This is a genomic window from Halorubrum laminariae (assembly GCF_024494655.1).
Taxonomy (GTDB): Archaea; Halobacteriota; Halobacteria; order Halobacteriales; family Haloferacaceae; genus Halorubrum; species Halorubrum laminariae.
The window spans coordinates 93,690-115,415 of the sequence record NZ_JANHDL010000004.1; the positions used below are offsets into that span (position 1 = coordinate 93,690).

Genomic DNA, 21,726 nt, shown 5'->3' on the forward strand with positions numbered 1-21,726 from the left:
ACTCAACACTCTGTTAAAGCCGTTTCTCTCGGGTGTGGTGTGTACTGAATTTGACAGAGGTGGGGCAGGTGATATCGCGTGGGAGGTCACGCGGTGGTGACGGTTGGGCCGTCGTTGGTGACTGAGAGCTTGAGATTCTTCCCGTCACCGACACCGTCTACTGTGAAGCTCGCGGTGGCGATGTCCTGAGACGCGGTTGGTTCTACGTCGACGTAGAGAGTCACCGCTTCGCCGCTGCTGAGGGTGGTTGTGGCTGTGGATCCATCGGGTGAAACGCTGGTCGCGAGCGTAGAGCGGAATGAGACGCTCTCAGCCACAGCTGGGTCGAGGGTAATGGTGTAGTCACCGGCCGTGGATTGGTGATTCGAGATCGTGGCGAACTCTTGGTTGGTCGTGTTCTCCTGGATCGAAGTCTGTGGAGAGATGCCGATGATGGCGTCTTGGCTGTCAGTTTGGACTAGGTTTACCTCCGACTGGCGAGTGATATCAGACGTTGTCATCGCTTCAGCCCCGATGAGCCCAAAGAGGAGAGCGCCGGTCAGGAGTGCGAATACGCTGATGTAGATGTGTGGGCTAGTCTTCGAGTCGGCCTGTCTCCGGTTCATTTCTTAATCCAGATCTCGTCGATGGCGTCCGCTGTGGGGTTCTTGGACTTTCCCGCTGGGATGACTGACGGGTCATCATGGCCGTTTGTGGGCGGGACTGCTTCCTCTTGAGGCACCTCGGCTGTGTCGGTGCTGCTGTCCTCCCAAATGAACACCCCGTCTTCCTCCCCGTTGTGAGCTTGGCTTCGGGACGTGGTAGATTCTAGTTCGGTGATATCGATGTTCTCTGCGACGAGAGGTGGTTCGGGGGGGCTGTAGATATACTCAGTGTCTCCGTCGACGAAGACGAACAGTTGCTGATCGTAGCAGTACACGGCACGGTCTCCCTTGTCGATCGCGAGGTTGATGATGTCTTTGAGAGACCCGACCGCGGATGTCGATCTGGCGTCCGAACTGTCGAACTTGTCGACGACCGTGATCCAGTTTTGGTTTTGGACTTCCTCGAGTCTCATTTCGAGTATCTCGGCGTCGTAATCGTCTCTGTGACGGTAGCAGTAGCCGGCACTCGCTCCGCTGATGAGAAAGAGGAAGGCCGATGTGATGTTCGTGAGACCGCCCTCAGAGTCTGTTGACTGGGAGAGCCCGCCGGTAGTGGTTGAGGTAGTGTCTGTGGAGGTCGGGATCGTGAAGACGGTATTTCCGAATACGATCTCCTGTTTGTGTTTCGCGGTGGCGGTGGCGATGACGGGCTCGTCGTCGCTGATCCGGGACTCTGAGCTCTCGTAGGAGTAGTCCGTTTCGATGATAGTGTAGACACTCAGGGACGCATCCTGCCCGAGTTCGTTGTCGTACTCCTGGATCTGTTCGTGGACATCATCGATATCGATCAGCGAGCGAATGGAGGCGGTCTCGCCTTCTTCGTAGTCATCGATGGTGGTCTCTTCAAGAGTCGAGGTCTCGGTCCAGAAGGCGGCTTCTTCGCCGTTGACCGTGGCTTCGTATTGGAGTAGCACCCGGTGTTTGGTGAGGGTCGTTTCGGTCCCAACAGCGGACGCTGTAAACCGTATGTCTCCGGCTGCGTCTATCGGATACGTGTTCGTATTGGTGAGTCGTTCTCCCTCGGTGTATGCGGAGGTGGACGTGTCGACCGTCGTCGAAACCTCCTGAGTTTGATCGACCAAGTGGTCGATTTCCGGGGGCTCTGGTTCTTCTTCAGCAAGGAGTGTTGCTGGGCTGTATGCACTGGCCGGGGTCACAAAGCCGGTGAGGACGATGAGACTTGTGAGGACGCAGATAAGGATGCTCACTGCGATGATGGCTCGTGCGTGGGCTGCGATCGCCCATTTACATTTGAGGTGATATGGATGCTCGCTCATGTCTCTAGTCGACTATCAAAGTGGTCACAGGAGCGGGTCATAAACCTGCTTGTCAGTTCTGTAGTGTCAGCGTCTGTTTTCATAGATAGTGGCCTTCTTCTGCCGGGTGATCCGGTGTGGATTGATGAATATGAAGGCGGACGCTGAGAGGATGAAAGCAATCACGCCGCTGCTTGCTAACGCTGCGAGAACTGGGTGGGTGTTCGCGAGCGTCTGTAAGGTCGATTGTGGGAGTGTGCTCGGGTACGCATAGAGGGTGATCTGAGCGATGTCCGCTGTTGGGCTTTTCCGGGGTGGGTTGCTGACGAAGACTGTTGTCTCCGGTCGTATTGGTGAGCTTTGGACTTCCTCTAGACGGAGATCGCCTTCTAAGTGAGCAGATTGGGTCATCCCGACGAGGGAGTCGCTGGTGAGAATCACCTCCTGGGTCGTTGAGTGGCCGATAGCAGCTGTTCGTTGAGTATCGTCTTCTGGGTTGACCGATTCGGATGAGATGATGGTTGCACCCTCGGTAACGGGAGTCCCCAGTATTGCGACCGGGAGTAGAAGCATCGTACAGATGGCGACGCCGATGACGATCTTCCGGTCTGATGAGCCCCGTTCAACGGGGACAGATAGGGAAGTCCGTTGGTTATCTCCGAAGATGGTGGGCGCGAAGCCGATGAGCGAAATTACAACCCACATCGAGATGACCGTGGTGGGGTTCGAGAGGATCGCACCGATGATTGGTACTGATACAGTTGTTGACCCTCCAAGCGTCATGACCGAACCGTAGATGTCGTCGTCACTAACCGGTTCGAACCCATCTTGCTGATCCGTGAGATCGTTAGCGTCGCCTTGGGTGATGTACTGACCGTCCTCGGTAGTGTCGACGATCCGGTGGAGGACGTTGCGGTTATGCTGTGACGTTTCGAACAGGATCGCATCACCGACTTCGACATCCCCGGCAGTCACAACGAGGAAGTCGTCTTGGGTGATTGTCGGGGTCATGCTGTCGCTGATGGGCGACGTGAAGACGACGGGCATGGTCCCAGCTGGGGCTACGAGGCTAAGTGTGGTTATGAGTAGGAATAGGAGCGCGAAACCGGTCAGCACCGATTCTACACGTCCCATTGTAAGACCGTCTAGCTGAAGTCTTCGTTCGCCGATGACGAGATCTCGACGATGCCGGAGATATCCGTATCATCGGTTGACGTCTCGATGGCTAGGATCGCGTATGCGACCTGGCCGGGGTCAAGAACAACGACCTCACCAGTGTTGTCGACAGACTGGATTTCATCGCCTCCGTCGTTGCGAAGGGTTACTTCGCTGAGGGAGGGGTCTTCTTCGATGGTGTCGTCGGTTGTGAACTCTGCTTCGAACCAGAGTTCGTTTCCGTCGTCGAAGTCGATGTTTTGGAGCTCGTAGGTGTTGGTACCGTCATCAAGCGCAACAAGTTCTTCGTTGACCGGGGCGGCGTCATCGTTTGGGTCGGTATCTTCATAGACGGTGATGTCGATTCCGGTATTCCCCGGAAGGGACGCCGTGGTCTCCATGACGATCAGGTCCGAGCTGACTGCGGTGATCGCTCCAGCAGAAGACCCGAGTTCGTTCCCGTTGATGTCGAAGAGGCTCACGCCTACTCCGGCGGTCTCGGGCTCGACGTAGGACGTGAGGGCGTACTCACGCTGTTCTGTGAGGTTGTTCGTCATCCGGAATGCGTACACGTTAGTTGGGTCGGTCCCATCACCGAAGACGAACGATCCGTCCGGTGTTGTGTACTTATCGTCTGCTTCACCGGTCACAACTAATTGCGACCCGCGAATGTCGGTGCCTCCTGCTGGACCCGGCTCAAGTCGCAGGGCTGCGCTTGCGCTGTCGTCCGCTTCGACACGAACATCGACAGTGCGCGCCGCCGTTGCAGACGTATACGCGACGGACCCGACGGTAACGGTTCCGAGAGCGCCTGCTGAGCCGAGTAAGAAGTTTCGTCGGTTCATTTCATCCTATATTTTGTGAGGGTGTGGCGGGTGATTAGTAGTGACTCTAGACCAGTTTCGAGTTGGATTACGCGGAGGCCGAGATCGTCACGTCGCCAGTGACGTTGGAGTCGTCGGGTCCGGTGTGGATCTCGATGACACCGTAGACAGTCTGGCCTGAGGTAAGGGCCATGCCCGTGAGGTCGGTCTCGCCGTTGACCTGACCGAGTTCCGCTCCCGTGTCGTCGAACAGCTTGATGACGAAGTCGACGTCGGTCGTCGCGAGGTTCGCGATCGAGATGTCGAAGGTGCGCTCGGAGGTGAGCTGGTTGGTCATCGTGAAGGCGTTGTTCGTCGAGGGGCTCGCGACGTCGCCGAAGGTGAACTCACCGTTCGGGGTGAGGTAGGCGTCGCCGCCGCCGTTGTGCTCCGAGATTCCGTTGATTGCGATCTGTCCGTCGTCCGTGATCGTCGTACCGTCGTTGGACTGGAACCGCAGGGCCGCGTCGGCCGAGTCGTCCGTGACAACCTGAACATCCAGATTGCGCTCGACGGTCGCCTGCGTGAACGCAAGCGAGCCGACTGTTCCCGCGGTGATAGCGCCGCCAGCACCGATAACGAAGTTGCGTCGGTTCATAGTTGGTTTCTCGTGGTTCTAGACCACGTACTACCACCTCCACAGACAGGGGATATAAGCATTTTCCTCGGTTACTGGGATTTTTCCACCCATGTCAAATGATTGTACGAAAGAATGGCGTATAATCAGACGGTTGTACATAATTGTTCAAAAGGGACAGTACCGGTGAAACAAGGTAACCGCGTTTCGTCTCGGGGGTTAGGGGATTATCGATCCGGTGTGGTATAGGCGGTCTACTTCGTCTTGGGTGATTGCCTTATTGTAGAAGCGTAGGTCCGAAATGCGGCCGTGAAAGCCTCGGTCATAGGACCGGGGATCTCGACCAATGCTTGCTCTCTCGTTCGTTAAATCGAGGGGGAGAGCGTTTGTAATCGTGGTTTCATCGACTTGTTCGTTTTCGATGTAGAGCGTTAGAGAGTCAGTTTCGATGCTAAACACGAGGATAATGTCGACCCACCGATCCGTGTATGTAGCCCAAGGGGTGTCCAATTCTAATTGGTTGCTGAGCCGGAAGTTTGGATAGTCAGATCTCTGTCTGAGGAGGATGTAGTCGTCGTGGTTGTCGGAGATGAACCCGATTATTGCCCCAGGCCCTGTACGGTAGACACGGATGGCAATTGAGAAACTGGTTTGAGATAATTCGGAGAGGATATCGCGATCGAACTCTATGAATCCTGAGCCATCGAACGAATATGCGTCAGAGGACCGCCCCTCGACGCTGGTTGTAACTGAGTGTAATGTGCCGTTGTGGTCGCCCCAGACATCGGATATAGTGGTGTCCTGGATTTCTGAATCGTTGAATGTCCAGTGGGTGATCCCGCTCGGGGGGCGGGTGTGTACTTGGGGCTTGATCCGGCCCTGGGAGATGGTGATATTTGAATGGTCGTCGAGATCGTCTTCCCAACCTGCACTTCCCCATGCGACTACCTCAGCAGGTGTCTTCCGGTTGGTGGTGAATTTCCCTTGGTTGCTCATTTGTTGGTTGCTGTGTAGAGTGACTCTATTTCGGTACTCGAAAGCGCCCGCGAATAGTACCGAACTTCACTGAGGTAGCCCACGTAGTAGCGGTCCTGGTGGCCCCCTGTGTCGCGGCCGAAGTACGTCGTGATCGTGGCTTCCTCTCGCGGAATCTGGAGTGTTGTGGCTCCCTGTTTCGCGCCATCAAAATATGATATTGCGACCCCGGACTCGTGGTCATATGTAATCGCGTACTGGTGCCACACATCAATGTTCGAGATGGGGTGGTCATCAGCAATCTGGTGGTGCGAGTTGTCGGTTGTGTCTAGAACGTACCCACCCCATTCGCGGCTTCCATCTCGCGGATGGATGATGAACCCGTTCGCGTCTCGAGCGGAAAGCAGCACTCCAGATCCAGACCACCCACTGGATGGTCCGGACTTAGCCCAGATGGATGTCGTGAAGCTCTGAGTGAAAGGAAGTTCGACACTGGCGTGGTCGTTCCCGTCAAAGTAGACTGCTGTCCCCCGGCTGGTATTCACGAAGTTGCCTCCGTGGAGTGTGGCGTGGTGGCCGCCAACCGAGTCGGTGAGCGTAGATGGGGAGTTGCTCTCGGTGAGCTTCCACCATGATTGGAGGCCGTTAGTAGGCCCTTCGGCAATGCGGTGACCGTGAACGGCTGTGCTTTCAACGTAGGTTGCTGACTGCTCGGAGATGTCTGTTTTCCAGTTGTCCGCCCCCCACGCTACCGGCTGGCGATCGCATCCTTTCCGTATAGTGGTGATTGATGGGCGGTCTTCCGACATGTGAAAAGATACCCAAGTCGGATAGATAAAACGGTCGGTCGTGTAGGTAACGCGGCTACTGATCGACGTATTGATCGACCCATTTCTGGCGGGCCTCAATTTCTCGCTGGCCTCTCCGGGTGAGCGAATACATGTTGGTCCGTCTGTCCTTCTCAGATTTTTCGACAAGCCCTTTCTCGACGAGTGTGTCCAAATTGGGGTACAGTCGGCCGTGGTGGATCTCCTTTTCGTAGTAGTCTTCGAGTTCTTCCTTGAGGGCGAGGCCATGCGGTTCCTCGAGGCCAGCAGTCACGTACAACAGGTCACGTTGAAAGCCAGTAAGGTCATACATAGTGTACGATTCCAAACTTAGTCGGATAGCTGATAAAATTTTGGAAACAGTAAGGGCGATATTCAATCCCTGAGGCAATCCGAGGGTAGTGGGGCTGTTGTCGGGTAGTTGAGGGCACCGGGTAGTTGAGGGCACCGGGCAGTTGAGGGCACCGGGCAACGGGGGGCACCGGGCAACGAGGGGCACCGGGCAACGAGGGGCACCGGGCAACGAGGGGCACCGGGCAACGAGGGGCACCGGGCAACGAGGGGCACCGGGCAACGAGGGGCACCGGGCAACGAGGGGCACCAGAATTCTGATAGTACCGGCTGTTGGGGGCACCCGAGCTTGGACCGTCCGGGCAGTAGGGGGCACCGGGCAGTTGAGGGCACCTAAACAGAGATGGTCTAAAAATCCAAACCCGGTCGCACTGCGCTCTCTTGGTTGGTATTCCCCGCCGCTTGGTCGTGTGGCCTGAGCGAAGACCGGTTACAGGGTCGCTGGGACTTGAACCCAGAACCGCTCGGGGCGCGGCGCACGTCCGTACGCACGAGCCAAGTGGAGCACGAGCCGTACTGCCCCCCGAGTGCTCTGCCGTTTGAGCTACGACCCCGCGGCGTGGCTTGCTTACAGGCACATCTTCTCTGCCATCTATGAAAAGAGTTTCCGCTTCTGTTATTCAGATATCTTGATGGGGCTTAGACGCTTTCTCGTCCCCATCGGCGAACGGAGCTACTCGAGGTTATGCTGTGAAATGTCCTGATGGAACGCTAGTTCGGTGACGAACTGGGCCTCTCGCGGGGGAGATTCCGCATCCAGGTAACCAGTCGCTTCGAGACCGATTTCGACAGCATCGAACATGTCGTCTGGGGTGTCGTACTCCAGAGTCTCGAAGAGTTCGGGACAATTGAAGCAGGTAGCGAAGATGAGTTCGCGGTGACTTCGGATCTGTGCCCAATTCGGAGATGGACTAAGCGGATGTCGCTCTTCGAACTGTGCGTTCGTGAGACAGACTATTGCGTAGATGCCCGTGGTCACTTTCGTAGCCTGTTCGGCCTGTTCAGTTGGAGAGGTTGGCTCGGTCCATACCTGAAAGCCGAGACAGTACAGCACTGCGTCGATCGCGCCTTCTGGGTATTGTTGTGATTGCGTCTCCAGAACTTCTGGAGTCGGTAAGTCGGCCCGACGCCGATCCGTGTCGTTGGTGTCGATGATCTCGCCGCTATCAGTGGTTGTCATGCTTTGTCACCCGGATTGGGTGTAGAATTCAGGGGCGGTTCGCTCGACGTCGCGGGTGGCGCTATTTCCGGTCTTCACCGCAGGGACCGCAGGCGAGTTTGAGCGGGTGGTCTTTCCGGACGGTCTTGATGAACGACTTGGCCGCGGCCGTCGCCGGCTTCAGCCGCTTCTGGTTCGCCTCCGAAGCGTGAGTCGACAACTGAAGATCCGCTTGGACGCCGCCGCGGTGGGCGTACTCGATTTCGATGAGTCGAGTGTTTCGAGTCATCCGCCAGATCTCAAGCAGGATTTCCTCTCCCTGCTGGGGTGTGAGATCGATGTCTTGGGTTCGGAAGGTATCCAGCCGGAGAGGTACCTCAGGCTGTGCGTCGGCTGTCCCAGATGCTGGGCGCGATCGGTTTGATGTTCCCATGGTGGTGTGGCTGCTGGACCGGGCTGTAGATTCGGTGTTCGCGGACATGGTATTTGAGTGTACGGGTCAGGCCGGAGTCGCTGTCTTCGAGGTGCTACTACCACAGTTCGGGCAGCAGTCGGGACATTCTGCGTAGACGATCGCGATATGACCCTCTGGGATGGACCGGTCGAGGTGTTCGCCGACGCCCTCGGCATCGTCGAGGACGAGCTCTTCGTCAGCGACGATCGTGTTTCCGAAGCAGGCGTCGACGGTGCCGTCTTCGTCGATTTCGGTCTCGATGTCGGTTCCACAAGACGCACAGCCGACGGTGATGGATGATGGCATTTTTCTGAATTCCTCTATCTCACTCGGGAGATAGAAAACCACCAGCTCGCTGGTGGTAGACGGTTGATTTTCGGAGGAGCGACTCCAGATGTTGTTGGTCGACGCCGGCCGTCAGGCCATTGCGGGTTGCGCGGCGGACATGATTGCCTGATCTGGACCAGAACACCAGTGGCAGTCGCCGTCGTCGCGCTCTGGGTCGTACCGGTGACCACAATCGGAACAGGATTCGAGGTGGCTATCGCGAACGCGAATGTTCTCGGCGTAGATGACGGTGACGAGTCGGTCGTTTCGCGAGAGGATGATGATCCCGCTGGGCTCGTGGAGCCGGGCGTTATCGTAGTGGTAGTCGGGTGCGCCGATCGGGACGCTGAGTCGCCATGCAGTTTGGATATCGATATCTCGGTTCGGGTTCCGGCTCCACCACTGGAGCTGAACATGGTTCGATGCCTGAGGTGCGTGAGGTACGTCCATAAGAGGAGAGAATTGTGTAGATGGCGTAGTGGTTACAGCGTGCTATCAGTGAAGAGGTGGAGGTGCCCCTCAGAGACGGGATCGACGCCGAGGAGGTACTCCGGGTTCGTCAGTGGCTCACCGTCGGTGTCGACCAGTTGGATGTTGAATACGGTCTCCAGGTCGACGTCGGCGAGTGGCGGCGTCTCGCCGGGGGCGGCTCCAACGTGGAGCGCCAAGGTACCGTTGTCGGTGTGAGCGGCGGCCAGCGGTGCTTCGCGGGCGGGTCGTCGCCCGTGGTGTGATTCGGTCAGGGAGACGCTTCTGACAGCGCGAGCGTCGGTTTTGCTGAGTGGGTATTGGCTCATGTCTGGGTAGGTATGCGCGCGGCTCTGTGGGTTCTGTATCGGCTCGCAGCAATCGAACGAGGTGGGGTGACCCCTCCTCGCTGGTTAGATGCTCGGTGCGGTGGTCGGCGTGGCGGGCTCGGCCGTCTGGGGCTGCTCGACCGGCGACGGGACCGTCGTGGCCCGGAGGCGCTGGCTGAGGAGCGTGATCGCATCGCCGAGGGTCTCGGCCGTGTTGAGAACGTCGCGACCGCTGGACGGAGACTGACGGCGGGTGACCGCCACTTCTCCGTTCGGGTCGAACGTGTCGGTCGGTTCGAGCCGGTACTCGGTCGGGAGTTGATTGTGGGTGATCGTCGCGACCTGGTTGAGACTGCCCGAACGCCCCTGCGTGATCTCGAACTGGACATCCCAGCCACCTTCGAACTGGTGGGCGATCTCGCTCGGAGTGATCACGTCACGGAGCGTGGTTCGCTCTTCGACACCGTCGAGCGATTCGGACGAGTCTCCAAGGCTACAGATGGGTTTTACGACGGTGCTGGCAGCTGCTAGTGCGATTTCGAACATTAGTATCTTTACCTCTCATTTCAAACGGAGAATACAAATTCTCCTGCGACGTGTGGTGGTTCATCACTGAATAGAGCGTCGGACGAAGGGGATATAAGCGGTTTTCAAGATTCGAATAGATGTTCTGATTGGAAAGTTGTTGAGATTGGACATTAGAATTGACCGAAAGAGCCAAGAGCCAGATCCGAGTGAGTACAGGTATGCGACCCCGCGAAAAGCGTACGCTGGCGGTTCGTCTGCTGCTTTTCGTGGGGATGGCCTGTGTCGGCGTTGGGGCGTTCGCTGGGGGCGCAGCAGCTACCTCGGCCGTTGTCCTCTCAGGTGCCGACTTGGCGTTTGCCGCTCGGGTGGATTCGTACGGGACAGTCCTCGATGATCTGATGGGCAACCTCTTCGAAATCGTCCATGTGACGGTGTTCTACGTTGGACTGAGCGCCCTAATGATCGGAGTGGTGCTCAGCTTTCTTGGCTCGCGCCGGGGCGACCGTTCGCTTCTGGGCTATGCGATTGGGACCGGCGGCGGGTTCTTGTTGCTGTTGTACTACGGCTACGATATCCTGTTCGGGCTGCTCCGCTGGACGTTCAAGGTCGGGACTTGGTAGTCAGGCCATGTTCGGCGTCGGTAGCTGCTCTACCCAGTCCGGGGCGGCGACATTCGCGTCGCCGTTATAGCGGATGCCGGAAGCGTTCTGGACGGCGTTCCGGAACGTGTTGAACTCGTTGCCCGGCATATAGCCGTCTAGTTCGATCTCGACGGCCCCATCCTCACGGACGGCGAACGAACACGGGTCGGTGAAGACGCCTTTGTCCTCGAGATACGCTTCCACCGTCTCGATCCGTTCATCGATCCCGCCAGTCGGCCCGTAGGCCCCGTAGTATTGGTCGAGGATATCGACGCGCTCCTCGAAGTGGTCTGAGAGGTACTTGCCCTGGTCGCGAACGTCGGCGATGACGGCGTGGTCACCGTTGCTCGGGCGAAGCGCACGGCCGGCACGCTGGATGCGCTCGATTTCGGATTTCCCACCCTCTGCGTGGACGATTGCGCTGATTTCCGGTATGTCGACGCCCTCCTTCAGCAGGGTGCTGATCAGGATGTCGATTTCGCCGGCTTGGAACTGGTCGAACGCCTCCTGGCGGACGTCGTTGATGTCGCTGCCGTGGAGGAACACGGCATTGTACTCGCTGATAGCGTCGAGGGTGTCGATCGCGGCGTCCTTCTCGGCACGGGCCTGGGTGTCGTCGCCGTCGCCGATGATGTCCTCGCGAACGTCAGCCGCCGTCGTCGACGCATCGAGAGCGTACTCGAGCAGTTTCCCCTGGTTGATCCGGTCGACGCTGACGTGGACGGTGTAGCCCTCGTCGACGAGGTCGGCGGCAGTCGCCGCGACCGTGCTGTTTCGGACGGGAGCGAGCTCACGGCAGTGACGGACGACATCGTGGTAGTCTTCTCCCGGTTTCGCCGTCCGCTGGCCCTCAGCGTCGACGAACCGGAACTCCGGTTTCGCGAGATGCCCTTCGTCGATGAGCTGCTCGGCGTCGATGACGCTGATACACTCACCGACCGCGGCTTCGATTTCGAGTTCTTCACCGGGCGTCGCACGCCACGGGGTGGCCGACAGCCCAATCCGGTACTCGGTGTCGAACTCGAGGCCGATTTGTTGCATCTTCTTCGCTCCGGAGGTCGTATGACACTCGTCGAAGATGGCGACGCCGTAGCGGCCGTCGAGGTCGCCGATGTCGTTCGACAGGAGGCTCTGAATCGTCGCGACGGTAACCGGGCCTTCCGACCACTCGCCGTCGCCGATGATCCCCGGCTCGACGCCGAGGACGGATTCGATCTGATCTGCCCACTGGTACAGGAGGTTCTTGGTGTGAACGAGGACGATCGCCTGCTGCTCGACGGTGTGGATGAGGTTGAGCGCGACGACGGTCTTGCCGCCGCCCGTCGGGATGGAGATGACGCCCATCTGTTTGTCGAGACTCGCTTCGACGGCCTCCTGCTGGTACGCACGGAGCGAGTGCGGGAAGTTCCACTCGGTCGCGATCGACGCCCCCGAGCGGTCGCCCTCGATGGTCGTCTCAACGGTGTAGCCTTCCGCTTCTAGGAGTTGAACGGCCCGACCGAGCAGCCCGATTGGAGCGCCGCTGTGCTCACTGTTGTAGATCCGGTGAAAGCCGTCCCACGATCCGTTCTTGTAGCGGTCAGTGTATTGCGCGTTCGGATCGCGCCACGCGAGTTCGTCTGCGAGTAGCTTGTCGACGACCGTACTAGCGTGTTGGACGAAGAACCACGTATACCCCTCGGGGACGACGATGTCGATGTGGCTGGCGTCTGCGGTCGGCTCTGCGGTTGTTGCGGTTGGGTCTTGTGTACTCATATTATTTCACCCTCTACCCCCCTCGGGGGGTATAAATACTCCCGCTGGGCGCTCTCGGGGGTCTAAGCGTCGTCGGCGAACTGCCCGTCCTCGTCGGCGAGCTCGACAGTGGCCAGCGGCTCGCCACAGGCACACTGGACCGGCGCTTCCGGGGGCGCTCGCATGTGTGGGGGGTGGCCGTCGTCGGCTGGCTCCTCGGTGACGAAGGTCGCCCGACCGCACTCGTACACCGCGATCGCGACGGGGTCGTCGTGGTAGTCGGCCTCGACTCGCTTCTGGGCCTGCTGCCGGTGTTTCTCGCGCAGGGACGGTCGCTCGTCGTCACAGTCCTCACAGAGGAGTCGGTACGGGACATCCGGCTGCTGGAGCGCGAGACAATCAGGGGCGATCAGGCTTCGTCGCGCAACGGTCTCGTTCTGGGCGTCGCAGTTGTCGCACTCGGGCGTTCGATGCCGCTCGACTGCGCTCGGCATCGCGGCGTGTGCCTGTTCGTTCCGGATCGCATCTGCGACCGGATCACCGATATCGCCGGGACTGAGGCCGTCTCCGTGTGGACTTCTCATTAGATATCTCCCTCTACTTCAGTCGGGGCGTACAAACTCTCCTCACGGGGAGGCCGTCTCGGCGGTCGGAGACGCGGTCCCGTCGGTGGCGCTCGCGTGTGTGGGTGTCGAGGTGGACTGCGGGAACGAGAGGTGCTGGCGGCCAGTCTCGGTCAGCCACTGGTGGATCTCGCGTTTCTGCGTGTCGGAGAGGCGGGAGTAGACGACCTGCTTCTGGAATCGTGGGTCGAACACGGCCGCCTGGACCCAGCTGAGTCCGTCGTTGCCAGATCCGTCGATGGTCTCGTCGATGACCATCCCGTCACAGCCGGTCGGGTACTTGATCCAGTCGTTCGAGCCGTTGGCGTGGTCAACGATATGTTCGTGGGGGTTCACGCCGTCGCCGAGGATGAGCGCGTGCTTCGCGGTCGGGATATCGAACCAGTCGTTGGTGATCTGTTCGAACCGCTTGCTCTCGGCTTTCTGGTTGGCTCGACAGAAGCGGTCGGCCTCAAGATGGCGGACAACATCGGAGGTAATGCGGGCTCGGTCCTCGTAGTCGCTCAGGTCGAGGTCGTCGACGGAGTCGCGTGAGAGCTTGTTGAGACCGGCGAGGTACTCGCCGACCACCGGGTCGTCGCGGACAACGGATGGAATGTGAAATCCGTCTCCAGACTCCCCAGCGTCGTCGAGGTGGCGGCGGAAGGAAACGTGGTTGTAACTCACCTCAACGTAGGCTGGAGTGATCTCGTCGATGGCGGTCGCGATACAGGCGGGGCCGGCGACGACCACATGCTTGATCTTCTCGCCAGCGATGCGGAGCCGTCGGTCAACCGGCGCAGCCGCGGTACAGATGTGCTTTGCGAGCTGTTCAGGGTCGGAGATACAGCGGGGGTTCGCGAGGATGCCGGTGGGGATGACCGCGAGCGTGAACATCGGGTCCACGAGGGAGGTGACTCGTCGGGCTGGCTCGGCCATTCAGTTTCGAAGTGTGAACTGGGGTTCAAGGCTGGCTGGGGCGGCTCGGCCGGTGGACTGGGTGGGTTTCGGATACATCTTTGAGAATATCCCTCGCTCCAAACGGGGGTTAAAAACCCCCTCTGGAGCTTCACGCGGGAGTGGTGTGGGTGTGCCGGCGTAGCCTCGTGGGCGTTACTCGTCTGGATCGAGTTCGAACGCGAGGTCGCCGTCCATATGGTCGAAATCCGCGCCGTTGCCTGAGTGGTGGATGCGGATCTTGGGGACTGTTGTCCGCTTGATGTACTTGGCGTCGATCGCGACGATGTTCTCGGTCTGGATGACGAGACGGTTGGTCTCGACCGTGTCGCTGTCGGTGATCCGACTCGCGTACGCCCAGTCTTTCTCGAAGTGCCGGACCACGTGTTGGACGTCGAGTGTTTCGCCGCTGGTCGTGTGAATGGTGACGCCGTTAGCCTCGTCGGGGTCGTTGCTCATGCGAAGTCACCTAGCGACCGGTTCTGCTTCTCGCGGACTCGGTGCTCGAACGCTTCCGGCGTGTCGATGTCTTCGTCCTCGTCGTAGAAGGTTAACAGCCAGACGGTCTGTTCTCGTAGCTCGGTTCGCTTGGGGCCGGTGTCGACGCGGTGGACATCTGTCCCGTCAAGTTTGAACGCGAAGGTGTCCTTCGGGCCGGGGGTCCGCTTCGAGGAGCGGGTCAGTTTGGCCCCGTCTTGGTGAACCCACGTGGTGTGGAACGGACCATGATCGTCGATATCCCAGCCGCCGGGGACTGGGTACCGGAGGTTGGCTCTCGACCACGTTTCAACACCGTTCCACTCGGGATGGTCGGGTGGATCTGGCATCTCAGGCGGGCTGTCGCGGTCGGTATCTCGGTCAGACATGTTACCCGAACAGCTCCAGTCGGTGGTCCAAGTCGTCGAGGACGGTTTCCAATTCCTCGGTGAGCTCTTCGTCGGTGAACAGCAACTCCAACTGCCAAAGCATCACCCGCGCGTCGACGAGCTCTTGGAGAAGGCTTTCCCGTTCCTGTTGTCCGTTCAGGCTTCGGTTGATCGCTGCTGAGAGTTCCGAGAACTCTTCGGCGGCCTTGTTAAGTTGCGAATCTCTGCTCCAAGCGAGGTCGGCTCGCTTCCGCAGATCAGACTCGGAAAGCGCGGCATCCCACCGTTCAGGTTCAGGTTCGTCTTCTAGTGCTTCTGTCATACGGGCTAGCTACTCACCGTCATTATCGTAGCAGTCGGAGCGCGCCGATATAACGCTACTGGGGGCCTATTCCGTAGCGAACGGCGTTTCGGTCTCGTACTTGCGGCCACGGTACGGGATCTGGGTGGCGACGAGTCCGGCGGTCTGCTCAGTGAGGATTTGCTCCAGGCGATCGTTGATCTGCCAGAAGCCGGGGTCGATATCGAAGCGGTCAACGCTCACGTTGGCGAGACGGATGTCGACCGGGTGGAACCGCCCTGCTGTACCGGCCTTGAAGACGATCGAGATGTCGACACCGTGCCGAGGGGTCGGTTCCGTGGTGTCGCCTTCGATGGTGATCGGGCGGTGGATGAAATGCCGGATGATGTTCGCGAGGTCGGAACAGCCGGGCCAAACGGCGGTGACGTCTTGGATGGTGCGGTACGTCCTCGTTGCGTGGAGTTCGTAGGTTGCTGGTTCGGGACTGTCCTGTCCGGTGACGGTGAGGACCGTCGTGAAGTCGTATTGCTCAAGGGGGTCAGCCGGCCCCAGGGGCGCTGTACTTCCGTTTTCTGGATTCGTCGTGATGCTCATGGGTGTGGGTGGTGTGTTGGTGTGTCCGTTGATTCATTGAGTGTGGATTAGGATCGTCGATACCGTCGGTTGATGGGCATACTATGCGAGTCACTAACAGACAAGATAAATGTTCTTGTCGTCGGGGGTGGGTGAGTGGTCATCTCTCTCCTCCATTTCAGTCGGGATGTACAAACTCTCGGGCTCTACTGCGGTATCTCGCTTCGGACGGTCGTTCGTGTTGAGGGTGAGTCAAGCCCTTCGCAACAGCCTAACGACGGCGAGCGTCAAGCAGAGTCCGGTGGCGAGCCCAAAGAGAATCACGCCGAGCATACCGATACTGCCGATCGAAGGGGTGCTGGGATTGGTGATGACGCCATACGCTACGCTGGTGAAGCCCAGCGAGAGCCACGCCATCACGATTCCGACAGCAGGGAGTTCGCGCTGGTTTCGGTGTCGACGTCGAGCTTCTGGATTCTCGTTCTCGTGTTCTGTATTACTGATCTGGGTTGGTCTTGAGCGCATCTAACACTCGACCTCACCAGCGGCGGAGGTGAGCGGGGGCGTGGTCTCGGTGTAGGTCGACTGGTCGATCATGCCGGAGAACATCGGGAGCTGGAAATTGTAGTTGTACAAAAGGTCGAACGCGGCAAACGGGTTGACCCCGTCTTCGAGAAGGCCGCTGCGGCTCAGACGGACGCCAGCCGCGAGAGAGATGATTTCGTCATCGTTGATCTGGCCGGCGAGTTCAACGCCGAACTCGTTGCCGTTGGTCGGGTCGGTGAGGATGGAGGCATGAACGAGGCCGTCGATCGTCGCCGATCCGTTTCCGATATCGAGAGCGTGACCGCTACCGGCGAAACAGCCCGTCAGGGGCTCGGTAGTCGCTTCAGCGGACAGTTCGGAGTGGTTGTCGAGAGTGTCGTTGGTGGTCGCGAGCATCTCTTCTTCGGTGTCGTTGAGTTCGTCACTGTAGTTGGCGGCGGACGCAGGGGCGGCGGTCATCGCGAGGCCGATCGTCGCGAGCAGCGCGATTGTGACTATGATTGGAACGTAGCGACTCACACGGACGAGGCTTATCTTGCTCTGGATCATGGTTCACCTTCTACCTCCAACGAGGTACATAAATACCTCCCGGCCACCCCTAAACAGAGGTGTGCGACGCTAAGACGGTTATTCGCAGTTGGGGTAGAGCAGCATAACCGTCTCGCCTTTGAGTTCCTCGGCCCATGGGCAGAGAGGCTTGCCGTCGTAGTATTTGGTTCCGGTGAGAGTGATCCATTTGACTCCCTCACACGGGGTCTGGTGGACGTCGGGATCGAGCGGGAGGTCGGTGTCGCTCTTCGAGCTGGTGACATGGTCGAAGTAGTCGAACTCGTCGAACGTGAAGGCGAGTTCCGCTTCGATGGCGGCCCAGATGTCGTCGAGGCTGTCCCACGTCTCGGTCATCGTCCGGTCGAGGAGATGGCCAGACGGGTCGTAGTTCCACTTGCGGACCTCCTCGATGAGGTCGTTGCGGCCGTAGAACCACACGGAGTCCAGCCAGTAGGAGAACTCCTCGAAGTTGTGGAACGCAACGAGCGGGCGTACTTTCACCCAGTCGGGGAGAGTGTGGTAATCCCGCTCGGGAATGGTCTCGAGGTCGTACTTGGTCACCGGGTGGGAGTCGCCCGGTGGGAGGGTGTCGTCGTTCTGCGGGAACCAGTCGGGGAAGCCCCGGTTGATCTGGGGTCGTTTGAGCGGGAGGAACTGGCCGTCGAGTTGGAGTTTCCGACAGCTCATCCCGGCTTGCTTCCGGATGGAAAATCCGGAACTGTCGGGTAACAGGATGCCGAACTCGTCGGGGAGGCACCCGATCTCGAGGGTGCGATTTGCTGGGGTGGGTGCGTCGGCGTCGGCGCGGTGGGTAGCGTCCATGGGTGAGTTCACTGGTGGTGGGACAGCATCGGTGTCGGGCGGATGGGTACGTACCTGAGGTAGAACATCGCGGAGATAATCAATGCTCCGCCGCCCACCGCCGTTGTCGCGAGCAGCGCGACGGCGACGCTGACGAAGGCCACTGTTGCGAAGAACAGGAACACCTTCCCGAGCCAGACGACGGCGTCGGCGGCTGCTCGAACGGCGATCCGGCAGATGGGTCGGAGTTGGGTGTCGGTGAACGCACTCTGTGTCGACATCGGTGGGAGAGTGTCGGTGTCGCCAGCCTTCGGCGGGGTGCTCATCGCCACGACCTCACGTGCGGCGTGGAAGGAGATGCGTCGGCCTCGAGCCACCCGAGAACTCCCAGAATGGTCAGTAGGATGGCGGCGGCGATGGCGGGCGGTGCTGTCGTCGCGACGATTGTCAGGAAATCTGGTGGGGTGATGGGCATTATCTAATTCCTCTACCCCAAACGGGGTTTAGAAACTCTCTACGATACGCTCACTGGGATGTCACTGGCTGAGGGGTGCTGCTGTCCGATCAGACCCGCCTGCTCTTCGATAGCGGCCAGAAGTAGCCAGTAGGGGGCACCCGAGCTTGGACCGTTTGGGCAGTAGGGGGCACCGGGCAGCGAGGGGCACCGGGCAGTAGGGGGCACCCGAGCTTGGACCGTTTGGGCAGTAGGGGGCACCGGGCAACGAGGGGCACCGGGCAACGAGGGGCACCGGGCAACGAGGGGCACCGGGCAACGAGGGGCACCGGGCAACGAGGGGCACCGGCATCGCCCACACTACGCACTGCCTTCCTGGCTCGCTCTGCGAGTCTGTCTGGCTACGGGCTGTTGAGGGCACCGGGCAGGAGAGGGCACCGGAGCCTCTCGTATCTCGGTTGTTGCGGGCACCAAAACTCAAGCGACACTGGTTGTTGAGGGCACCCGGTTGTTGCGGGCACCCGAGCCCCAGCTGGCAGTCGCATCGCGCCCCTCGCTGTCGGTGTTGATCTGCGGCTCCGTATGGCCGTGTGGCCCGAACGCGCAGTCGTGGCAGCAGCGACTCGCTGTTGGGCTGGGCTTGGCACTACCCGATCGACGGCCCCGGTGCGTGAAGGCCGCCGCCTTGGAGCAGTGTCGAGTCCGGGTCTTCCGGATCGTAGCAGACGAAGATATCCGTCTCCGTCGTACAGAGCTCTGTCGTCGGATCGGGATCGTGGATCCCAATGACTGGTGGCTGTTCTCCCATGCTAGGCTCCTCTCGTGAGTGGTGGAATGTTCATTCTGACCTCCTCGCCGCCCCTCGGAGGGTACAAACTCTTTGGCGCGCTGAGGGGGGCTGTCGGGCTGGGCTGTACCGGTAGCGGGGCTGTGTCCGCTACAGAGTGCCCGTTCGGGTGGGCGATCGTCGCCGAGAAGAACACTGGAAAAACGGTGTGGGAGAACATGTGGGGCGATAGCATGAAAAACACTGGAAAAACGGTGTGTGGTGGGTGTCGTTGGTGGGTCGTATCGACCCGATGAATAGCGGAGGGGTGATCCCCTCCAGGGATGGGTTGGAGAGACAGCGCCGAGAGGAGCGTTTAGTCAGCCTGCGCTGGGGAGACCTCGCTGGCCTCCGCCGCCACAGCCGCGTCCGGCTCCGGCTCCGTCTCCGGGGCCGCCTGCGGGTCCAGCCCGAGGTACTCCAGGTCGTCGGCCGACAGCCGGGCACGCAGGTCCGCCACCTGCCCGTCCGTCAGGTCCTCGACCTCGACATCGCTGCGCGAGGACTCGACGAGGTAGCGCGCCCAGTCGAGGATCTGGTCGTCGTCCTTGTTGGCCGAGATGTCGATGTAGTCGCCGCTGAGCTCCGTTGCGAATTTGACCCACGGATTCGTGCCGCGAGCCGTCGTGATCGCCTCCATGCCACGGTCGGTGCCGTCATGGAGGAAGACGGCGTGCGTCGCCGTCGTGACCGTGTCGAAGTAGTCGTTGTAGACGCGCTCGTCCGTCTTTCCGCGGGCCTTGGCCTTCGCGCGGTTGATCCGCGACTGCTCGAGGAGCCTGTAGTCGATGTCGTTGCGATCATCGCGATCGCTCAGGTCGAACGCACTCGCGTCGACGCCGTGCTCCGCAGCCATCAGCTGGCCGACCGGGACATCATCGTCCATCATCACGCCCTCGACCGAGTAGTTGTCGCCGTCCTCCGCAGGGTCGTCGAGGAACATCCGCCAGTCCATCGAGTAATACTCCACATCGGGGAAGACGTCGTCGTCGAATCGCTCTTCGAGGAGCTGCGAGAGCGCGTAATTCTCGCGAACCACGACGTTGTCGACACGCTGGTCGGCCATCGCCGCGATCTTCTTGATGCCTTCCTCAGCGCGGTCCGCGAGCGCCTCCATGTCGCGAATGTACCGATCGTTGCCGGTGAGCCCGAGTGCCGCCACGAAGACATTGAGGTCGTCGTTGGTGTTCGTACTGGCCATGCTACCGCCGTTCTGGGATGCTTCTGTCGACATTGTGTATCACTTGGATTGATTGACCGCAACCGCAACCGCATCTGCCGTTTGGGGATTCGCACCGAGACAGTCTGTCTGGACTGCCTCGATTTCTCCTCCCCCTACCCCCAATTGGGTATATAAATTCCCCAACCCACGCATCTGGACAGACAGTGCGCGGCGGCGCTCGCTGTCATCCTCGCCGCAGAGGACAACATGAACACCGTTGATCGAAGAGAATTCGAGTTCCCCTTCGCCCACCCCCGAGGAATACAAACCTCGCTGGGACGGACTGCTGGACAGGGGCCAGGCGGGACACTCTCGCGCAACTCGCCGCGAGTCGAGACTGGAATCTCCCCCGAATGCCTGACTACGAACCATCTCCTTCACCTCAACCGAGGAGTAAAAACTCCCCAGCGGGGCGTCGAGCTGGCCGTCCAGCCCGTCGGAGACCCGCAGTCGCGTCTTGTCAATCGCTTCGACCGTCTGCGTTGGAATGATTGACAAGATGGGTTCCCTCAGTGCGTTTCGTCCGTAGCGTCTCGGATCTCGGTTGAGACGCCGATGTCCGGGATTTCGGCATCGCGCGCCGCCATGGTGGCGTCGAAGTCGTTGGAGAACGTTCGATCGAGCGTGCCGAGCTCGGCGTCGTCTGCGTCGAGAACGACGACCTCGAAGGTGCCGTGGTCGGCGCTTTCTCGCGCGGCTTGCGCTGCTTCTGGTTGGTCGATGACGTATGAGTCACACATCTTGTGTATCTCTCACCACTCTACTCGGAGAGTAGAAACTCTCTGCGGGGCATCTCCGAGCGAACGTGCTTCGCGAAGGGGAGGCCACTCACCGGTAGTCGTCGATCTTGAGGCCAGCTTCCTTGTGTGCGTCACTGCCGGCGGCGACCATCCCACCGATGTGGCCTCGGAGGCTCGCAAAATTCCCGGAGTGGTACGTACAGCTTGTGACAGGACACATTCCAGTCTCGACGAACGGTGTCCTCCCGCCACCTCTAGAAGAGCTGGGATTGGAGGTGTCGGTGTCGCTGAGTTCGTCTTTCCGATCTCGGAATGTCTTCGGAGAGGTGACTTCACCGAGGCCCGGAACCGAAATTGTTCCGTCGTCGGGAGCAAGAGATTGCTCGGGGAGCAGGTCGATGAAGAGTTGGAGAGGGCCGGCGACATCGTGACCGTCTCGGAGGAAATGTTGGATACAGGCTCTCGCACACCTCGCCTCGAAGTGCCACCGACCGCCATCGTATCGTGGAACGGCTCCAAATCGCTTGGTCTCGCTAATGCTATCTTTCGTTTTGTAGGGGCTCTTGAGCATGACACGCTCGTTGAGGTATCGCCCATCATCGCTCGGGAGCGTGACAACGCCGGCAAGGAAGATATCCTCGTCGTCGTTGTAGGTGACGTCCTTTTCGAAGATGGCGTTCCCGCTTGCGGGGAGTCCCCGAAATCGGATGAGGGGGTTCGCATCCACGAGTGTCGGGGTTGTGTGGACGATCTCGGAGATCTTCTCGGCGAAATTGCCGACGGTTTCTCGACTGTGGGAACTGGCTGTGGTGCTGGTTCGCTGGGACATTGCTTGTATCTCTCTCCGCCTCCAACGGAGAGTAGAAACTCTCTGCGGGGCATCCTCCGTTTCCGTGAGCTTCGCTTCGCCCGGTCCCCACAGACAGGCCTCCGGCGCAGCCGAGACGCTCGGGCGGTGTTGAGAGAGCGTCGAGGAGGGGAGGAGGGGAGGGAGGTGGAGC

The 21,726-nt window shown here is 59.7% G+C and carries 30 protein-coding genes and 1 tRNA gene; 1 reads left to right on the plus strand and 30 read right to left on the minus strand.

Going from position 1 to position 21,726, the window contains the following annotated elements; all coding sequences use genetic code 11:
• Positions 1-86: 86 nt before the first annotated feature.
• From NO887_RS09075 to NO887_RS09145, 15 genes are all read right to left on the minus strand, one after another.
• On the minus strand, positions 87-605 hold the full coding sequence (locus NO887_RS09075; RefSeq protein ID WP_048076036.1) for a hypothetical protein: 519 nt from the start codon (positions 603-605) through the stop codon (positions 87-89).
• Positions 602-1,921, minus strand: coding sequence for a DUF5305 family protein (locus NO887_RS09080; protein ID WP_154017986.1), 1,320 nt, complete (start codon positions 1,919-1,921; stop codon positions 602-604). Before NO887_RS09080 ends, NO887_RS09075 begins: the two co-directional genes overlap by 4 nt.
• Positions 1,922-1,987: 66 nt before the next feature.
• Positions 1,988-3,016, minus strand: a complete 1,029-nt coding sequence (locus NO887_RS09085) for a signal peptidase I (protein WP_256418053.1) — start codon at positions 3,014-3,016, stop codon at positions 1,988-1,990.
• A gap of 29 nt (positions 3,017-3,045) precedes the next feature.
• Positions 3,046-3,705 (minus strand): hypothetical protein, encoded by a 660-nt coding sequence (locus NO887_RS09090; protein WP_256396986.1) that lies wholly within the window; start codon positions 3,703-3,705, stop codon positions 3,046-3,048.
• A 262-nt stretch (positions 3,706-3,967) separates the two neighbouring features.
• Entirely contained in the window at positions 3,968-4,516 is a 549-nt protein-coding gene (locus tag NO887_RS09095; protein ID WP_256396985.1) for a hypothetical protein, read from the minus strand.
• A 198-nt stretch (positions 4,517-4,714) separates the two neighbouring features.
• Positions 4,715-5,491 (minus strand): LamG-like jellyroll fold domain-containing protein, encoded by a 777-nt coding sequence (locus tag NO887_RS09100; protein ID WP_256418054.1) that lies wholly within the window; start codon positions 5,489-5,491, stop codon positions 4,715-4,717.
• On the minus strand, positions 5,488-6,279 hold the full coding sequence (locus NO887_RS09105; protein WP_256418055.1) for a LamG domain-containing protein: 792 nt from the start codon (positions 6,277-6,279) through the stop codon (positions 5,488-5,490). The genes NO887_RS09100 and NO887_RS09105 overlap by 4 nt, the downstream gene beginning before the upstream one ends.
• A gap of 55 nt (positions 6,280-6,334) precedes the next feature.
• Entirely contained in the window at positions 6,335-6,610 is a 276-nt protein-coding gene (locus NO887_RS09110; protein ID WP_256396982.1) for a PadR family transcriptional regulator, read from the minus strand.
• 471 nt (positions 6,611-7,081) lie between these two features.
• A tRNA-OTHER gene (locus NO887_RS09115) sits at positions 7,082-7,202 on the minus strand.
• 119 nt (positions 7,203-7,321) lie between these two features.
• Positions 7,322-7,828 (minus strand): hypothetical protein, encoded by a 507-nt coding sequence (locus NO887_RS09120; protein ID WP_256396981.1) that lies wholly within the window; start codon positions 7,826-7,828, stop codon positions 7,322-7,324.
• Positions 7,829-7,889: 61 nt separating this feature from the next.
• A complete protein-coding gene (locus NO887_RS09125; protein ID WP_154017988.1) occupies positions 7,890-8,240 on the minus strand; it encodes a hypothetical protein in 351 nt (116 codons plus the stop codon).
• Positions 8,241-8,306: 66 nt separating this feature from the next.
• Positions 8,307-8,567: a hypothetical protein gene (locus tag NO887_RS09130; protein WP_256396980.1), complete on the minus strand. Its 261-nt coding sequence runs from the start codon at positions 8,565-8,567 to the stop codon at positions 8,307-8,309.
• A gap of 111 nt (positions 8,568-8,678) precedes the next feature.
• Positions 8,679-9,038 carry a hypothetical protein gene (locus NO887_RS09135; RefSeq protein WP_256396979.1) on the minus strand — a complete coding sequence of 120 codons (360 nt, stop codon included), beginning with the start codon at positions 9,036-9,038 and terminating at the stop codon, positions 8,679-8,681.
• Positions 9,039-9,070: 32 nt separating this feature from the next.
• Entirely contained in the window at positions 9,071-9,385 is a 315-nt protein-coding gene (locus NO887_RS09140; protein ID WP_256396978.1) for a hypothetical protein, read from the minus strand.
• An 84-nt stretch (positions 9,386-9,469) separates the two neighbouring features.
• On the minus strand, positions 9,470-9,931 hold the full coding sequence (locus tag NO887_RS09145) for a hypothetical protein (RefSeq protein ID WP_256396977.1): 462 nt from the start codon (positions 9,929-9,931) through the stop codon (positions 9,470-9,472).
• 200 nt (positions 9,932-10,131) lie between these two features.
• On the opposite strand from NO887_RS09145, the gene NO887_RS09150 reads away from it, so the two are divergent.
• The gene (locus NO887_RS09150) at positions 10,132-10,533 is read left to right on the plus strand and encodes a hypothetical protein (protein ID WP_256396976.1); all 402 of its coding nucleotides are present in this window, start codon (positions 10,132-10,134) and stop codon (positions 10,531-10,533) included.
• Here NO887_RS09150 and NO887_RS09155 read toward each other — a convergent pair whose 3' ends face one another.
• The 15 genes from NO887_RS09155 to NO887_RS09225 all read right to left on the minus strand — a co-directional run bounded on the left by NO887_RS09155 (position 10,534) and on the right by NO887_RS09225 (position 21,554).
• A complete protein-coding gene (locus tag NO887_RS09155) occupies positions 10,534-12,309 on the minus strand; it encodes a DEAD/DEAH box helicase (protein WP_256396975.1) in 1,776 nt (591 codons plus the stop codon).
• A gap of 62 nt (positions 12,310-12,371) precedes the next feature.
• Positions 12,372-12,872 (minus strand): hypothetical protein, encoded by a 501-nt coding sequence (locus NO887_RS09160; protein WP_256396974.1) that lies wholly within the window; start codon positions 12,870-12,872, stop codon positions 12,372-12,374.
• 42 nt (positions 12,873-12,914) lie between these two features.
• Complete coding sequence (locus tag NO887_RS09165; RefSeq protein WP_256396973.1) at positions 12,915-13,829, minus strand: hypothetical protein; 915 nt, start codon at positions 13,827-13,829, stop codon at positions 12,915-12,917.
• Between the two features lie 174 nt (positions 13,830-14,003).
• On the minus strand, positions 14,004-14,306 hold the full coding sequence (locus NO887_RS09170) for a hypothetical protein (protein WP_256396972.1): 303 nt from the start codon (positions 14,304-14,306) through the stop codon (positions 14,004-14,006).
• Positions 14,303-14,713 carry a hypothetical protein gene (locus NO887_RS09175; protein WP_256418056.1) on the minus strand — a complete coding sequence of 137 codons (411 nt, stop codon included), beginning with the start codon at positions 14,711-14,713 and terminating at the stop codon, positions 14,303-14,305. The genes NO887_RS09170 and NO887_RS09175 overlap by 4 nt, the downstream gene beginning before the upstream one ends.
• 1 nt (position 14,714) lies before the next feature.
• Positions 14,715-15,035, minus strand: a complete 321-nt coding sequence (locus NO887_RS09180) for a nucleoside triphosphate pyrophosphohydrolase family protein (protein ID WP_256396970.1) — start codon at positions 15,033-15,035, stop codon at positions 14,715-14,717.
• A gap of 66 nt (positions 15,036-15,101) precedes the next feature.
• Positions 15,102-15,608, minus strand: a complete 507-nt coding sequence (locus NO887_RS09185; protein ID WP_256396969.1) for a hypothetical protein — start codon at positions 15,606-15,608, stop codon at positions 15,102-15,104.
• A 504-nt stretch (positions 15,609-16,112) separates the two neighbouring features.
• Complete coding sequence (locus NO887_RS09190; RefSeq protein ID WP_256418057.1) at positions 16,113-16,682, minus strand: DUF7332 family protein; 570 nt, start codon at positions 16,680-16,682, stop codon at positions 16,113-16,115.
• Between the two features lie 78 nt (positions 16,683-16,760).
• On the minus strand, positions 16,761-17,504 hold the full coding sequence (locus NO887_RS09195; RefSeq protein WP_256418058.1) for a hypothetical protein: 744 nt from the start codon (positions 17,502-17,504) through the stop codon (positions 16,761-16,763).
• An 8-nt stretch (positions 17,505-17,512) separates the two neighbouring features.
• Positions 17,513-17,809, minus strand: coding sequence for a hypothetical protein (locus NO887_RS09200; RefSeq protein ID WP_256418059.1), 297 nt, complete (start codon positions 17,807-17,809; stop codon positions 17,513-17,515).
• On the minus strand, positions 17,806-17,958 hold the full coding sequence (locus NO887_RS09205) for a hypothetical protein (RefSeq protein ID WP_256418060.1): 153 nt from the start codon (positions 17,956-17,958) through the stop codon (positions 17,806-17,808). Before NO887_RS09205 ends, NO887_RS09200 begins: the two co-directional genes overlap by 4 nt.
• A gap of 625 nt (positions 17,959-18,583) precedes the next feature.
• Entirely contained in the window at positions 18,584-18,745 is a 162-nt protein-coding gene (locus NO887_RS09210; protein WP_256396964.1) for a hypothetical protein, read from the minus strand.
• Positions 18,746-19,079: 334 nt separating this feature from the next.
• The gene (locus tag NO887_RS09215) at positions 19,080-19,964 is read right to left on the minus strand and encodes a hypothetical protein (protein WP_256418061.1); all 885 of its coding nucleotides are present in this window, start codon (positions 19,962-19,964) and stop codon (positions 19,080-19,082) included.
• A 530-nt stretch (positions 19,965-20,494) separates the two neighbouring features.
• Positions 20,495-20,725 (minus strand): hypothetical protein, encoded by a 231-nt coding sequence (locus NO887_RS09220; RefSeq protein ID WP_256418062.1) that lies wholly within the window; start codon positions 20,723-20,725, stop codon positions 20,495-20,497.
• An 88-nt stretch (positions 20,726-20,813) separates the two neighbouring features.
• A complete protein-coding gene (locus NO887_RS09225) occupies positions 20,814-21,554 on the minus strand; it encodes a hypothetical protein (RefSeq protein ID WP_256418063.1) in 741 nt (246 codons plus the stop codon).
• Between the last annotated feature and the right edge of the window lie 172 nt (positions 21,555-21,726).

Bases quoted from the DNA above. Each gene is read 5' to 3' on its own strand.
- NO887_RS09075 (WP_048076036.1), bottom strand. From the start codon at position 605: ATGAACCGGAGACAGGCCGACTCGAAGACTAGCCCACACATCTACATC.
- NO887_RS09080 (WP_154017986.1), bottom strand. From the start codon at position 1,921: ATGAGCGAGCATCCATATCACCTCAAATGTAAATGGGCGATCGCAGCC.
- NO887_RS09095 (WP_256396985.1), bottom strand. From the start codon at position 4,516: ATGAACCGACGCAACTTCGTTATCGGTGCTGGCGGCGCTATCACCGCG.
- NO887_RS09100 (WP_256418054.1), bottom strand. From the start codon at position 5,491: ATGAGCAACCAAGGGAAATTCACCACCAACCGGAAGACACCTGCTGAG.
- NO887_RS09105 (WP_256418055.1), bottom strand. From the start codon at position 6,279: ATGTCGGAAGACCGCCCATCAATCACCACTATACGGAAAGGATGCGAT.
- NO887_RS09110 (WP_256396982.1), bottom strand. From the start codon at position 6,610: ATGTATGACCTTACTGGCTTTCAACGTGACCTGTTGTACGTGACTGCT.
- NO887_RS09120 (WP_256396981.1), bottom strand. From the start codon at position 7,828: ATGACAACCACTGATAGCGGCGAGATCATCGACACCAACGACACGGAT.
- NO887_RS09125 (WP_154017988.1), bottom strand. From the start codon at position 8,240: ATGGGAACATCAAACCGATCGCGCCCAGCATCTGGGACAGCCGACGCA.
- NO887_RS09130 (WP_256396980.1), bottom strand. From the start codon at position 8,567: ATGCCATCATCCATCACCGTCGGCTGTGCGTCTTGTGGAACCGACATC.
- NO887_RS09135 (WP_256396979.1), bottom strand. From the start codon at position 9,038: ATGGACGTACCTCACGCACCTCAGGCATCGAACCATGTTCAGCTCCAG.
- NO887_RS09140 (WP_256396978.1), bottom strand. From the start codon at position 9,385: ATGAGCCAATACCCACTCAGCAAAACCGACGCTCGCGCTGTCAGAAGC.
- NO887_RS09145 (WP_256396977.1), bottom strand. From the start codon at position 9,931: ATGTTCGAAATCGCACTAGCAGCTGCCAGCACCGTCGTAAAACCCATC.
- NO887_RS09150 (WP_256396976.1), top strand. From the start codon at position 10,132: ATGCGACCCCGCGAAAAGCGTACGCTGGCGGTTCGTCTGCTGCTTTTC.
- NO887_RS09155 (WP_256396975.1), bottom strand. From the start codon at position 12,309: ATGAGTACACAAGACCCAACCGCAACAACCGCAGAGCCGACCGCAGAC.
- NO887_RS09160 (WP_256396974.1), bottom strand. From the start codon at position 12,872: ATGAGAAGTCCACACGGAGACGGCCTCAGTCCCGGCGATATCGGTGAT.
- NO887_RS09165 (WP_256396973.1), bottom strand. From the start codon at position 13,829: ATGGCCGAGCCAGCCCGACGAGTCACCTCCCTCGTGGACCCGATGTTC.
- NO887_RS09170 (WP_256396972.1), bottom strand. From the start codon at position 14,306: ATGAGCAACGACCCCGACGAGGCTAACGGCGTCACCATTCACACGACC.
- NO887_RS09175 (WP_256418056.1), bottom strand. From the start codon at position 14,713: ATGTCTGACCGAGATACCGACCGCGACAGCCCGCCTGAGATGCCAGAT.
- NO887_RS09180 (WP_256396970.1), bottom strand. From the start codon at position 15,035: ATGACAGAAGCACTAGAAGACGAACCTGAACCTGAACGGTGGGATGCC.
- NO887_RS09185 (WP_256396969.1), bottom strand. From the start codon at position 15,608: ATGAGCATCACGACGAATCCAGAAAACGGAAGTACAGCGCCCCTGGGG.
- NO887_RS09190 (WP_256418057.1), bottom strand. From the start codon at position 16,682: ATGATCCAGAGCAAGATAAGCCTCGTCCGTGTGAGTCGCTACGTTCCA.
- NO887_RS09195 (WP_256418058.1), bottom strand. From the start codon at position 17,504: ATGGACGCTACCCACCGCGCCGACGCCGACGCACCCACCCCAGCAAAT.
- NO887_RS09200 (WP_256418059.1), bottom strand. From the start codon at position 17,809: ATGAGCACCCCGCCGAAGGCTGGCGACACCGACACTCTCCCACCGATG.
- NO887_RS09205 (WP_256418060.1), bottom strand. From the start codon at position 17,958: ATGCCCATCACCCCACCAGATTTCCTGACAATCGTCGCGACGACAGCA.
- NO887_RS09210 (WP_256396964.1), bottom strand. From the start codon at position 18,745: ATGGGAGAACAGCCACCAGTCATTGGGATCCACGATCCCGATCCGACG.
- NO887_RS09215 (WP_256418061.1), bottom strand. From the start codon at position 19,964: ATGGCCAGTACGAACACCAACGACGACCTCAATGTCTTCGTGGCGGCA.
- NO887_RS09220 (WP_256418062.1), bottom strand. From the start codon at position 20,725: ATGTGTGACTCATACGTCATCGACCAACCAGAAGCAGCGCAAGCCGCG.
- NO887_RS09225 (WP_256418063.1), bottom strand. From the start codon at position 21,554: ATGTCCCAGCGAACCAGCACCACAGCCAGTTCCCACAGTCGAGAAACC.